We start from the raw sequence: 12,824 nt of genomic DNA on the forward strand, positions 1-12,824 counted from the left end.
GGACCGGAAGGGGTCATCGGCCGGTGAAGCGCCTCACCCCCTACCTGCTCATCCTGCCCGGCGGCCTCTGGCTCGCGATCTTCCTGGTGGTACCGATGGTCTTCATGGCCTCGGTGTCCACCCAGGAGGGCAACGTGGTCGACGGATTCATCCAGACGTTCAACTTCCCGGTGTACGGCGAGGCGCTGGCGCAGTACCAGACGCAGTTCCTGCGCTCGGCCGGGTACGGCCTGACCGCGACCCTCATCTCCATCGCGCTCGCCTACCCGATGGCCTACTGGATCGCCTTCAAGGGCGGCAGCCGCAAGTCCACCTACCTGCTGCTGGTGCTGCTGCCGTTCTTCGTCTCGTTCGTGCTGCGCACGGTGTCGTGGAGGTTCCTGCTCGCCGACGACGGCATGCTGCTCGGACCGCTGAAGTCGGCGGGGCTGCTGCCCGAGGACTTCCACGTGCTGCAGACGACGTACGCGGTGATCGGCGGACTGGTCTACAACTACCTGCCGTTCATGATCCTGCCGATCTACGTCGCGCTGGAGCGGGTGGACCCCAAGGTGGTCGAGGCCGCCCAGGACCTGTACGCGGCCAAGCGGGAGGCGTTCACCAAGATCGTGCTGCCGCTCTCGCTGCCCGGTGTGTTCGCCGGGGTGCTGATGACGTTCGTCCCGATGACCGCCGACTACGTCAACGCGGGCATCCTCGGCGGCCCGGAGAACACGATGATCGGCAACATCATCCAGCTCGAATATCTGGTCAACAACGACTACCCGACCGCCGCCGCGCTGTCGTTCACGCTGATGGCGGCGATGCTGATCGGCATCTTCGCCTACGCCAAGGCGCTCGGCACCGAGAACGTCCTGGAGGCGGCGGCCCGATGAGCGGCACCATCGACGTCACGGAGAGCCCGGAGAACACCGAGAACACGACGACGAGCGCGCCCGCCGGGCGGCGGACCCCGCGAAGCGGCAGGCGGCTGGGCGACCGGCTGCTCCTCGGCTACGTCTGGCTGATCATCGCCTGGCTGTTCCTGCCGATCTTCGTCATGATCCTGTTCGGCTTCAACGACACTCAGAGCAAGTCGAACGTGACCTGGCAGGGGTTCACCCTCCGGTGGTGGGGCCGCCTGGACGAGTACCCCCAGTTGCTTGACGCGGTGCGCAACTCCATCTACATCGCCGTGCTCTCCACGGTGATCACGACGGTGATCGGCACGCTCATGGGGCTCGCCCTGGGCCGCTACCGGTTCCGCGGGCAGGGCGCGACCAACCTCGTGATGTTCGCCGCGATCGCCTCGCCCGAGCTCGTGATGGGCGCCTCGCTGCTGTCGCTGTTCATCAGCGTCGGTGTGCAGACCGGCTTCGCGACCGTGGTCGTCGCGCACGTGCTGTTCTCGCTCTCCTTCGTGGCGATCACCGTGCGGGCCCGGGTGATCGGGCTCGACCGGTCGATCGAGGAGGCGGCGCGCGACCTCGGCGCGTCCACGTGGATCACGTTCTGGCGGATCACCTTCCCGATGATCCTGCCCGGGGTCCTCTCCGGCGCGCTGCTCGCCTTCGCCCTGTCCATCGACGACTTCGTGATCACCCAGTTCACCAGCGGAGCCACCCAGACGTTCCCGCTGTGGATCTGGGGGGCCACCCGTATCGGGGTGCCGCCTCAGGTCAACATCCTCGGAACGCTTATATTCGCGGTAGGCGTCGCCATCGCCGTGGTCAACACGGTCACCGCGCGCCGCCGCACCTAGCCGTCGTCGATCCCCGTGCCCTCACCGGGCCACGGGGCTTCGGTGTACCCGGATCACCGGCGACGACGGTTCCGGCGGACAACGTCCCGCAGGAGAGCGAAATCCGGTAAAGACCAGGATCCGGCAGAGACAGAATCCGGCAGAGTACAGATTCCCGGCACAGAACAGGGAGGCGAGATCGGACTCAGGCGGGGGGAACCCGCGCGTGATCTCCACGACCACGCGATACACACAAAGACAACCTGACTCACGTAGGGAAGTGAGATTTGTGGATCCGCTGAAGGCTCTTGCTGACGCGGAGCGCAAGCCGTACTGGCTCGACAGTCCGGCGAAACCCGAGCCGCAGGCGCGGCTCTTCGGCGAGACCGGCGCCGATCTGGCGGTGGTCGGCGGAGGCTTCTCGGGGCTCTGGACCGCCCTGATGGCGAAGGAACGCGACCCATCGCTCGACGTCGTCCTCCTTGAGGGGCGCAGGATCGGCTGGGCGGCGTCCGGCCGCAACGGCGGCTTCGCGATGGCCACGCTGACCCACGGCATCGCCAACGGGCTGGAGCGCTGGCCCGAGGAGATCGCCACGCTCGAACGCCTCGGCGTCGACAACCTCGACGAGATCGGCGAGGCGGTCGCCGAGTACGGCATCGACTGCGGCTACGAGCGCACCGGCGAGCTGCACGTGGCCACCGAGCCGTGGCAGCTGGAGGAGATGAACCGCAACCTCGGCGTCGCCCGCGACCTGGGCGTCCGCTTCGACGTCCTCGACACCGAACAGGTCCGGGCGGAGGTGAACTCGCCCACGTACATCGGCGGCCACTGGGAGCGCGACGGCTGTGCCATGCTCGACCCCGCCCGGCTGGCCTGGGGGCTCCGGCAGGCCTGCCTCTCGCTGGGCGTGCGCATCTACGAGCGCACGCCGGTACGGACGATGAGGGACACCCCGACGAGCCTGGACCTGATCACCCCGCACGGCAGCGTGAGGGCGCGCAGGGTCGCGCTCGGCACCGGCGTGTTCCAGCCGCTGCTGCGGCGGCTGAAGCACTTCCTGGTGCCGGTCTACGACTACGCCCTGATGACCGAGCCGCTCTCGGCCGACCAGCTGGCCTCGGTGGGCTGGCACAACCGGCAGGGGGTCGGGGACGCGGCCAACCAGTTCCACTACTACCGGCTGACCGAGGACAACCGGATCCTCTGGGGCGGTTACGACGCGGTCTACTACAACGGCGGAATGATCAAACCCGAGTACGACCAGCGCGACGAGACCTTCGTCAAGCTGGCCGAACACTTCTCCACCACGTTCCCCCAGCTGTCCGGGCTGCGCTTCACCCACAGGTGGGGCGGGGTCATCGACACCTGCAGCCGCTTCAGCGCCTTCTACGGCCAGTCGCACGGCGGGCGCCTCGCCTACGCCGCCGGATACACCGGCATGGGCGTCGGCGCGACCCGGTTCGGGGCGAACGTCATGCTCGATCTGCTCGCCGGAGAGCGGACCGAGCGGACCGAGCTCAGGATGGTCAAGGAGAAGCCCGTCCCGTTCCCGCCCGAGCCGGTCCGCTCGGCCGGGATCCAGATGACCCGCTGGTCGATCGCCCAGGCCGACCTGCACCAGGGCCGCCGCAACCTCTGGCTGCGCACCCTGGATCGGATGGGGCTCGGATTCGACTCCTGAGACCCGGAAGATCCTGGTAAGTCCCGTTCCCGTTCCCGTTCCCGGCTCAGGCCGGACGAGCGGGAACGGGCCGGCCCGGGGACACCCGGGGGTGTGGAGACAGCGGAGGTCCGCGGGTGTGCGGGGGCCGCGGGGGGCTCGTTGGCTTCCGCGGCGCGGACCGTACAGACTTGGAGCATGTCGGAAAAGGTGAAGTTCACCGCCGGAGGGATCACCCTCTTCGGCGACCTGCGGATCCCGGCGGGGCCGGGCCCGCACCCCGGCGTGGTCCTCACGGGCCCGTTCACCGGCACCCGCGACCAGGTCACCGGCCTGTACGCCGCCCGGCTCACCGACGCGGGATACGCGACGCTCGCCTTCGACCACCGCAACTGGGGGGAGTCGGGCGGACAGCCACGCAACCACGAGGACCCCCAGGGCAAGCTGGAGGACCTGCGGGCCGCGGTCTCGCTGCTGCGCTCGCGCCCGGAGGTGGACGGCGACAGGATCGGCGCGCTCGGGATCTGCCTCGGCGGGGGCTACGCGCTCAGGTTCGCCGCCTTCGACCCCCGGGTGAAGGCGTTCGCGGGCGTCGCGGGGGCCTACAACAACCCCTACGGCATGCGCGCCGGAATGTCCCCCTCGGGATACCAGGAGGCGCTGGCCTCGTTCACGGAGGTGCTGGAGCGCCAGGACGGGGGTGCTGAGGTGGAGTATCTCCCCGCGGTGGCCGAGGAGGGGGAGGCGGCGATGCCGGGCGACGAGCCGTTCGCCTACTACGGCACCTCCAGGGGGGCCTCGGAGCACTGGCGCAACGAGGTCACCCGGGCCTCCGTCCGCGAGTTGATCACCGTGGACAACATGATGGGCGCCGACTTCCTCTCGCCCAAGCCCGGTCTGATCGTGCACGGCCTGGTCGACCGCTTCTGCTCACCCGAGGGCGCCGAGGAGGCGTACCGGCGGATGGACGACCCCAAGCGGATCGTCTGGCTGGACGCGAGGCTGCACATCGACCTCTACGACACCGAGCCGCACGTCACCCGGGCGGTCGAGGCCGTCACCGCGTTCTTCGGCGAGCATCTCTGAGCGCGATGTACGTCCTCGGGCTGGACGTCGGCGGGACCTCCTCGCGGGCGCTGCTGCTCGACGCCTCGGGACGGCGGGCCGGGTACGGCAGGGCGCCGGGCGGCAACCCCGCGGCCCACGGCAACGCCGCCGCGGTGGCCAACATCGGCCGGGCGCTGGGGCTCGCGCTACGCGGGATCGACCCGGGCCTGGTGAGCGGGGCGGTCATCGGGCTGGCGGGTGGCGGGGCGTTGGACCGCCTGGTCTTCGACCCCATGTGGGCCGCCGCCGGTCTGCGCGTCCCGCCCCGGCTCACCGGCGACCTGGGCATCGCCTTCGCCGCGGGTACGGCGGAACCGCGCGGCACCGCCCTCATCGCCGGTACCGGGGCGATCGCCGCCAGGATCGAGGACGGCGAGCCGGTGATGATCGCCGACGGGCTCGGCTGGCTGCTGGGCGACGCGGGCTCGGGGTTCTGGCTGGGCAGGAAGGCGGCGTCCGCCGCAGTCCACGCCCTCAGCAGGGGCGACGCGGGCGGCAGGCTCACCGGCCTGGTCGCGGGCGCCCTGCTGGAGGGCGAGCCGCTTTTCTCGGGCACAGTGGATTCGGGTGCGCTTGCCTCGGGCACGGTGGACTCGGGTGCGCTTGCCTCGGGCACGGTGGATTCGGGTGCGCTCGCCTTGAGCACGCTCGCCTCGGGCACGGCGGAGGAGATGAGGGCGCTCGCGATCAGGCTGGTGGTCCGCGCACAGTCGCGGCCCCCGCTGGAATTGGCCAGGCTCGCCCCGCTCGTCAGTCGGGCGGCGACCGAGGGGGACCCGGCAGCCCTCACGATCGTGTCCGACGCGGCCCGGCTGCTCTGCGAGACGGTGGCCGAGGTCCGCCGGGCGGGCGAGACGAGCCCGATCGTGCTGGCCGGGAGCGTACTGACCAGCGAGGGACCGATCGCCTCCGCCGTACGGGAGAGGCTGGGGCCCTCGGCGGTCCTGGCGGGCGACGGCGCGGGGGCGGCGGCGTGGCTGGCCGGCCGGGAGGCGTTCGGCTGGGACTCCGCGACCGCCGTCCGGCTGCACGCCCGCGTCGTCTCCGGCGACTGACGGGAGCCGCCGGGTCGGCTGTTCGGGCAGACTGACCCCGTTCTCCACGGGTGCCGCGCCGTCACGGCCGGAGGGCGTATCCGGTGCGGCGTGTGATCACCCCGGGACGATCGCGCGCACGCGCCGAGCACGAGGCCGACCGGGCGGGCCGCGGGGGCCAAGCGGGAAGCGCGGACCTTGTGGACCGGAATCCGGGCACGGTACATACATCGATGTACGTCCCGAATGGGTCTGCGAGACGATGTCCGCGGGCCCGCAGGACGGGATCGTGAAGGGGTGACAAGTCGTCGTATCGAAGTGCTCGACCTGCTCAGAGGCATCGCCATCGTCGGCACCCTGGGCACGAACATCTGGATCTTCACCGATCCCGGCGGTCCCGCCGACGTCATCGGGGCGCTGGGGCAGCCGGGAACCGTGGAGACCTTCCTCCGCTTCCTCACCAACGGCAAGTTCCTCGCGCTGCTCACCCTGCTCTTCGGGGTCGGGCTCGAACTCCAGTACCGTTCGGCCGCGCGCCGTGGCGTGCCGTGGCCCGGCTGGTATCTGTGGCGGGCCGGGTTGTTGTTCGTCGAAGGTCTGATCCACTACCTGCTGATCTTCGAGTTCGACGTGCTCATGGGCTACGCGCTGACCTCGATCATCGTGGCGTACCTGATCGGCAGGAGCGACCGCGTGATCAGGGTGTGGATGATCACTGTCGGGTCGGTGTTCGCCGCGCTGATCGGGTTGCTCACCGTCGGCACCAGCTCGGCGAGCCTGGACACCGGGGCGGAGTCGTCCACGCTCTTCACCGGCGGCACCTACCCGCAGCAGGTCGCCGCCCGGATCGAGATGATCGTCCTCTACCGGCTGGAGATCCTCTTCATCGTCCCGATGGGCATCGTGCTGTTCCTGCTCGGCTCCCAGCTGATGCGCGCCGGGGTGTTCGAGGACTCGGAGCGGGGCGCGGCACTGCGCCGGAGGCTCATGGTCGGCGGACTCGCCGTGGGCCTGCCGCTGAACCTGGCCACTGCGTTCGCCGGTCCGGGCTGGTTCCTGGTGGACCGGTACCTGCTGCCCCCGCTGGTGGCGCTGGGGCTGCTCGGTCTCGTCGCCACCCTCGCGCGGCGGGCGAGCGGCGCCCCCGGCGTATTGAGGCGAGGGCTGACCAACGTCGGTCGTACGGCTCTGAGCTCCTACATCTTCCAGAACCTGGTCGCCTCGGCGCTCTGCTACGGCTGGGGGCTCGGCCTGGCCGCGACGCTCGACGGCCTGCGGCCGTGGTGGGTCGTGGCGGCCTGGGCGGGAATCTGCGCGCTCTTCATGACGCTGTCCACGCTCTGGCTGCGGCGCTTCGAGCGGGGGCCCGTCGAGACTCTCTGGCAGTGGGCGTACCTGGCGCCGCAGGAGCTTTCCAGGAAATCCGGCAAGGCTCAAGGAACCCCGACAAGACAGTAGGGGGTTTCCACGGATTCCCCCGCTCCCGCCGCCGCGATGACGAGCACGCCCGCTCCGATGAGCCACGGTCACGGAAAAGCCGCGGCTCCGACCGGTGAGGACGTGTCCCACAGGATCACCGTCTTGTCGTCACTCGCGGTGGCGAGGATCTTGCCGTCGGGACTGAAGGCGACCGACCGTACCCAGTTGGTGTGGGTGGGGTGGTGGACGACAGGGTTGCGGGCGACGGGGCCGTGGGCGACGCAGCGGGTGGCGCCGTGGGTGACACGGCGGCGATCCCGAAGTCGGTCAGTACGACCCGCTCACCTTCGAGCAGGACGTTCGCGGGCTTGATGTCGCGATGGGTGATCCCGGCGGCGTGCGCGACCTCCAGGGCCGCGAGGATCTGCGCGCCGATCGCCGCCACCCGCCGGGGCGGCAGGTGCCCCTGGGTCCTCAGCAACTCGTCGAGGGAGGGTCCGTCGATGATCTCCGTCACGATCCACGGGCGGCCGTCGGCCTCGACGACATGGTCGTGGACGGTGATGATCGCCGGATGTTTCAACTGAGCCGCGGCGCGGGCCTCACGTCGCATCCGCCTGTAGAGCGTCTCACGTGCGGGAACGTCCAGATAGTCGGGGAGGATGAGCTCCTTGATCGCTACTTGGCGCTCCAGGCTCTCGTCCCGCGCCCGCCACACCGTGCCCATCCCGCCGCGGCCCAGCACGTCCATCAGCCGATATCGCCCGGCGACCAGCATGCCCGCTTCATGCGCCACGCTGAAACCTTAACGATGGCATGGTGCGATAAGCCGTAAAAGGGAACAGATTGTGACCGTGATGATGCCGAGCGTCGGCTCTCCGGGCGGTGCGGCCTTCGCGGCTGAACCCGGCCGTCCACGACAGCCCCCACCGGTGCCGCGCCGGACGACACGCGTGAGCCGGCCGTCCGCGGTGATGCGGCGCCGGATGACACGCGGGGATCTGCCGGGGCCTGGTCATCCACGGCGATACGGTGCCTGAAGTGCGCGAGGGCATTGACCTACCGGCACCTAACCGTCCGCGGTGGTGCGGCGTCCGATGACGGGGCGCAGCGCGTCCAGCACCGTCGCGTCCTCGATGGTCGAGGGAACGGGCTCGTCGGAGCCCTCCGCGATCCCGCGCATGGTCTTGCGCAGGATCTTTCCCGACCGGGTCTTCGGCAGGGCCGGGACCACGTCCACCTGCCTGAAGGCGGCCACGGCGCCCACCTGCTCGCGAACGGCGAGGACCAGCTCGGCCCGCAGGGTCTCGGGGTCGATCTCCGTCCCGCTCTTCAGCACCACGAAGCCGCGCGGCACGTGCCCCTTCAGCTCGTCGGCGACCCCGATGACCGCGCACTCGGCCACCGCCGGATGCGCGGCCAGCACCGCCTCCATGGACCCGGTCGACAGCCGGTGCCCGGCCACGTTGATCACATCGTCGGTGCGGCCCATCACGAACAGGTAGCCGTCCTCGTCGAGGTGGCCACCGTCGCCGGTCAGGTAGTAGCCGGGGAAGGCCGTGAGGTAGGACCGCACGTAGCGCTCGTCGTCCTGCCAGAGGGTGGGGAGCGTGCCCGGCGGGAGCGGGAGCCGGATGCAGATCGCGCCCTCCTCGCCGGGGGCGCACTCCTCGCCCGAGGCGCGCAGCACGCGCACGTCGTATCCGGGGACGGGCACGGTGGGGGAGCCCGGCTTGACCGGCATGGGCTCCAGCCCGCGCAGGTTGGCGGCGACGGGCCAGCCGGTCTCGGTCTGCCACCAGTGGTCGACGACCGGCACGCCAAGCCTGTCCGCCGCCCAGTGGTAGGTGTCGGGGTCCAGGCGCTCCCCGGCGAGGAACAGCGTCCGCAGCGACGAGATGTCGTACCCGTCGAGCAGGGCCGCCTGCGGGTCGGCCCTCCTGATGGCACGGAACGCGGTCGGCGCGGTGAACAGCGCGTTCACCCGGTGCTCGGCGATCACCCGCCAGAACGCGCCCGCGTCGGGGGTGCCGACCGGCTTGCCCTCGTACAGCACGGTCGTGGCGCCGCGCAGCAGCGGCCCGTACACGATGTAGGAGTGCCCGACGACCCAGCCGACGTCGGAGGCCGCCCAGAACACCTCGCCCGGCGCGATGTCGTAGACGTTGGCCATGCTCCACAGCAGCGCCGTCGCGTGCCCGCCGTTGTCGCGCACGACGCCCTTCGGCAGGCCGGTGGTGCCGCTGGTGTAGAGGATGTAGAGCGGATCGGTCGCGCGCACCGGCACACATTCGGCCGGGTCGGCCTTCGCGCTCGCCCAGTCGACGTCCCGCCCCTCCACCAGCTCGGCGGGGGCCTGCTCGCGCTGCAGGATCACACAGTGCGCGGGCCGGTGCGAGGCCAGGTCGAGCGCGGCGTCGAGCATCGGCTTGTACGGCACCACGCGCGAGGGTTCGATCCCGCAGGAGGCCGACACGACCACCTTGGGCCGCGCGTCGTCGATCCTGGCCGCCAGTTCCTTGGGTGCGAACCCGCCGAACACCACCGAGTGCACCGCCCCCAGCCGCGCGCACGCCAGCATCGCGATCACCGCCTCGGGCACCATCGGCAGGTAGACCACCACCCGGTCGCCCTGCTCCACCCCGAGCGAGCGCAGCACCCCGGCGAACCTCGCGACCTCGTCGCGCAGCTCGGCGTACGTGTAACGCCTGCCGGTGCCCGTCACCGGGCTGTCGTAGATCAGCGCGACCCGGTCACCGTGCCCGGCCTCGACGTGCCGGTCCAGCGCGTTGTGGCAGGTGTTGAGCTCTCCGTCGGGAAACCACCGGTAGAAGGGCGGCGCCCCGGCGTCCAGGATCTCGCGCGGCGGCCTGCTCCAGGTGACGGCCTCGGCGGCCTCGGCCCAGAAGTCCTCGGGATCGGCGATGCTGCGGGCGAAGGCGTCAGCGTACGACATCCAGCCATCATGCTCTTTCCCGGACTCCCAGGTCGAGGCCCCTCTCCGTGTATCCTCCCGTAGCCGAGGCCGAGCTTGATCAGTCGACGCACATCGCCTGGTGAGTGGACTGGAAGACCCACGTGCCGCCGCCCGGGGACATGTAGGTCAACATGGCGGAATAGGTCCCGGGGGTGCAGTCGTGGCCGACCGCGAGGACGGCCGCCCGGGCCCGCTGCTGGGCCGCCGCCAACCCGGCCGCGTAGGTGCTGCCCGCCCCCACGGCGGTGGCGCTGCGGGGAGTGTCGTAGCCGTCGGCGTGTGCGGCCACGGGCGTGGTCGCCAGGCCGGCCGCCACCACCGCTGAGACGAGACCGAGCCGGCGGAGCCGAGTACCTTTTCGCATGATTCTCCTACAGGGCCGGATCATTTGATCGACTGAGGATAATTTTCAAACGGACCCAGGTAAAGAGGGTATTGACCACTCAGTCGCCAGAATCTGGCCTGTCATGCGGTTTCTTCGTGATGGAGAATGCAATTTACATTCCTCGTGGCGGGGCAGGTAATTTACAGCCGTACGAAGATTGAATCGCGCCGGGGTGCATCAGAGTCTCCGGCGACCCCGGCGTGGTTCGCCGGAAGGAGCACTGCGGAGCCCGGAGAAGGCGGAAGCCCTCCCGAAAAGGCGCCTTCGCGCCCTTGATCCCCTCGGTGTAGTCGCCCTCCGGGTCGACCAGGCAGAACTGTTGACCTCCTCCCCGGCCTGAAGGGCCGGGGATTCTCCCGTCGCGTCGCGGTTAAGCGGCGCGCGGGGGTTGACGCTTCACAGACCGGGTAGTCCCGAGGTCTCGACGTCCTGACACCGCTGATCCGTCGGCGTTGTTGATATTGATCGCGGCGTTGGTGTCGGCGTGGCCGACCCACCCGCACGCGGGGTTGACGCAGGCGAACACGGTTGCGTTGCGGCTGGCTGGATCGCGATGCCCGCATCGGTGGCAGGTCTGCGAGGTGCCCGGGGCGGGGACCTCGATGACCTGCCCGCCCCGGTCGATGGTCTTGTATTCGAGCAGGGTGACGGTCCGCCCCCACGCCTGGCCACTGATCGACCGGTTCAGGCCCGCCTTTTGAGTGACGTTCCTGCCCGGGGCTTCGATCGTGCCCTTGGCGGATTTGACCATGTTGAGGATGGAGAGTTTCTCCACCTTGATCACAGCGAATGTGTCGGCGAGTTCGGTGGTGGTCTGGTGCTGCCAGTCAACGGCCCTGCGCTTGGCTTTCGCGCGCAGCCGGGCGATCTGGCCGTAGGTACGCCGCTCCCGCCCCGAGGGGCGAGCCTTCTTCGGCCGGGCCGTGCGCCGGCGGGCCGCTGTCTTCTCCAGTCGGCGCAGGTGCTCGCGCTCGCCATCCGTCAGCCAGGAGCCGTGCTCGCGCATCGTCCCGTCCGACAGGGCCAGGGCGACGTGGACGCCCCGGTCGATCCCAACCTGCGGGCCCTGATGCGCGTCGGCGGGCACTACCAAGGTTTCGGTGCGAAACACCACGTGCCAGCCTTCGGCTTCCTTGATCAGGCGAGCGCCGGTCACCTTCCCCGCAGGAGAGTTCTTCCCGACGCCGGGCAGGTCTTGGGTCCAGCGGAACCGGACCCGGCCCACCATCGGCACGGTGAGCGCGCCCCACCTGGCCGACAGGCGGACGATCCGCATGGTGCGGACCTGCGGCACGTCCACCGCCAAGTCGGCCAGGTCGTTCTCCAGGATCCGGTCGATCAGCTCGACGACCCCGGCCCCGTGCTCTCCCTCGGTCACCAGGTCACACCGTTCCTTAACGGCGGGCAGCGCGTTGGCCACCGCCACCGCCACCGCGCACTCGCAGGCGGGGAGGAACGCGTGGTCGTTCTCGGCGTCGCCAACGCCGATCGTGCTGTGCGCCGACATCTCCAGCTCCGCCAGGGCGGCGGTCAGGCCGGTGGCCTTGTTGATCCCCGAGGGCAGGACCATCACCGCGCCCTTGTTGAAGATGACCTGCATCTCCAGGCCGAGTTCGCGGATGGTGTCGAGAACGGTCTCGGCGTGCGGTTCCGTGGTGGCCACGATCGCCGAGCCGACACGGAGCGGCTCCACGCCCCCTCAAGGCCGCGGGGTCAGCTGGACACGTTCCTGCGGCGTACGAGAACGAACATGACCCCGATGGCGGCCAGCGCGGCGGCGGAGATGACGCCGATCTGGAGGAACAGGTCGTCCGACGAGCTCTCCTGGGCGCGCTCGGCCAGCTGGGCGCGCTGGGCCAGCGCCGTGCTGGACGCCGGCTCGACCTCCGCCGGGGGAAGCACGATGTCCTGCACCTTCACGCTCGCCGACTTGCTGACCTTGGCGGGCTTGGTGACGGTCACGGCGACCTTCCACTCACCCACAGGGAGCGGTTCGGCCGCGTTGTAGAGGTTCTGTCCCTCGGGCGCCGACTTCAGCGGGATGGGGCCGAAGGTACGGCCGTCGGGTGCCGTCGCGAGCAGGGTCGCCGCGACGATCTCGGTGACCGGGCGGCTGTCCTTCTTCCAGGTGACCAGCACGTTGACGTTGCGGCCGCCGTCCCCGACGACCTCCAGCTTGAGGGGTGACTTGGGTGCGGCGGAGGCGGCCGGGGCGCCGAGCAGCAGCCCGAGCCCGGCCAGCAGGATGGCCGCGGCGTATCTGAGGGCCTTGTTCACGGGGCGTGATTCCCTTCCGGGGGTGGCGGCGGGGCACGGCGGGTGCCCGCCACCGAAGCGCGAATGTCTCATCGTGAACATCCGGGACGTACGCCAGGTTTGCACACGTCCCGGACACGCACAGCGGGCGGTGGCGTCCTGCCTCCGCCGTTGGTTCAGGACTGGTTGAACAGTGAGAGCGTGAGGGTGGAGTTGTACTCGCCGGCGGTGACGTCGACGGGGGTGCGCAGGGCGAGGTCGGC

10 protein-coding genes and 2 pseudogenes are annotated in these 12,824 nt (G+C 70.1%); 6 read left to right on the plus strand and 6 right to left on the minus strand.

The window, feature by feature from the left end:
• The first annotated feature begins 23 nt into the window (after positions 1-23).
• From ACIBH4_RS19620 to ACIBH4_RS19645, 6 genes are all read left to right on the plus strand, one after another.
• Positions 24-875 carry an ABC transporter permease gene (locus ACIBH4_RS19620; protein WP_362505055.1) on the plus strand — a complete coding sequence of 284 codons (852 nt, stop codon included), beginning with the start codon at positions 24-26 and terminating at the stop codon, positions 873-875.
• Positions 872-1,741: an ABC transporter permease gene (locus ACIBH4_RS19625; RefSeq protein ID WP_362505057.1), complete on the plus strand. Its 870-nt coding sequence runs from the start codon at positions 872-874 to the stop codon at positions 1,739-1,741. Before ACIBH4_RS19620 ends, ACIBH4_RS19625 begins: the two co-directional genes overlap by 4 nt.
• Positions 1,742-2,009: 268 nt before the next feature.
• Positions 2,010-3,404 carry an FAD-dependent oxidoreductase gene (locus ACIBH4_RS19630; RefSeq protein ID WP_362505060.1) on the plus strand — a complete coding sequence of 465 codons (1,395 nt, stop codon included), beginning with the start codon at positions 2,010-2,012 and terminating at the stop codon, positions 3,402-3,404.
• Between the two features lie 177 nt (positions 3,405-3,581).
• Positions 3,582-4,469 (plus strand): alpha/beta hydrolase, encoded by an 888-nt coding sequence (locus tag ACIBH4_RS19635; RefSeq protein WP_362505063.1) that lies wholly within the window; start codon positions 3,582-3,584, stop codon positions 4,467-4,469.
• A 5-nt stretch (positions 4,470-4,474) separates the two neighbouring features.
• Entirely contained in the window at positions 4,475-5,545 is a 1,071-nt protein-coding gene (locus ACIBH4_RS19640; RefSeq protein ID WP_362505066.1) for a BadF/BadG/BcrA/BcrD ATPase family protein, read from the plus strand.
• A 276-nt stretch (positions 5,546-5,821) separates the two neighbouring features.
• Positions 5,822-6,982: a DUF418 domain-containing protein gene (locus ACIBH4_RS19645; RefSeq protein WP_362505069.1), complete on the plus strand. Its 1,161-nt coding sequence runs from the start codon at positions 5,822-5,824 to the stop codon at positions 6,980-6,982.
• Between the two features lie 68 nt (positions 6,983-7,050).
• Here ACIBH4_RS19645 and ACIBH4_RS19650 read toward each other — a convergent pair.
• The 6 genes and pseudogenes from ACIBH4_RS19650 to ACIBH4_RS19675 form a co-directional block, all read right to left on the minus strand.
• Positions 7,051-7,143, minus strand: a pseudogene (locus ACIBH4_RS19650) (WD40 repeat domain-containing protein); the annotation flags it as partial.
• 113 nt (positions 7,144-7,256) lie between these two features.
• Positions 7,257-7,721 (minus strand): annotated as a pseudogene (locus ACIBH4_RS19655) (serine/threonine-protein kinase); the annotation flags it as partial.
• Between the two features lie 291 nt (positions 7,722-8,012).
• Positions 8,013-9,899, minus strand: a complete 1,887-nt coding sequence (locus ACIBH4_RS19660) for a propionyl-CoA synthetase (protein ID WP_362505072.1) — start codon at positions 9,897-9,899, stop codon at positions 8,013-8,015.
• Between the two features lie 79 nt (positions 9,900-9,978).
• Positions 9,979-10,284 (minus strand): hypothetical protein, encoded by a 306-nt coding sequence (locus tag ACIBH4_RS19665; RefSeq protein ID WP_362505075.1) that lies wholly within the window; start codon positions 10,282-10,284, stop codon positions 9,979-9,981.
• A gap of 391 nt (positions 10,285-10,675) precedes the next feature.
• The gene (locus ACIBH4_RS19670; protein WP_362768127.1) at positions 10,676-11,998 is read right to left on the minus strand and encodes an RNA-guided endonuclease TnpB family protein; all 1,323 of its coding nucleotides are present in this window, start codon (positions 11,996-11,998) and stop codon (positions 10,676-10,678) included.
• 20 nt (positions 11,999-12,018) lie between these two features.
• Positions 12,019-12,582: a hypothetical protein gene (locus tag ACIBH4_RS19675; protein ID WP_362505081.1), complete on the minus strand. Its 564-nt coding sequence runs from the start codon at positions 12,580-12,582 to the stop codon at positions 12,019-12,021.
• Positions 12,583-12,824: the final 242 nt, after the last annotated feature.

Origin of the sequence: Streptosporangium sp. NPDC050284 (genome assembly GCF_044459525.1) — a bacterium.
Classification (GTDB): domain Bacteria; phylum Actinomycetota; class Actinomycetes; order Streptosporangiales; family Streptosporangiaceae; genus Streptosporangium.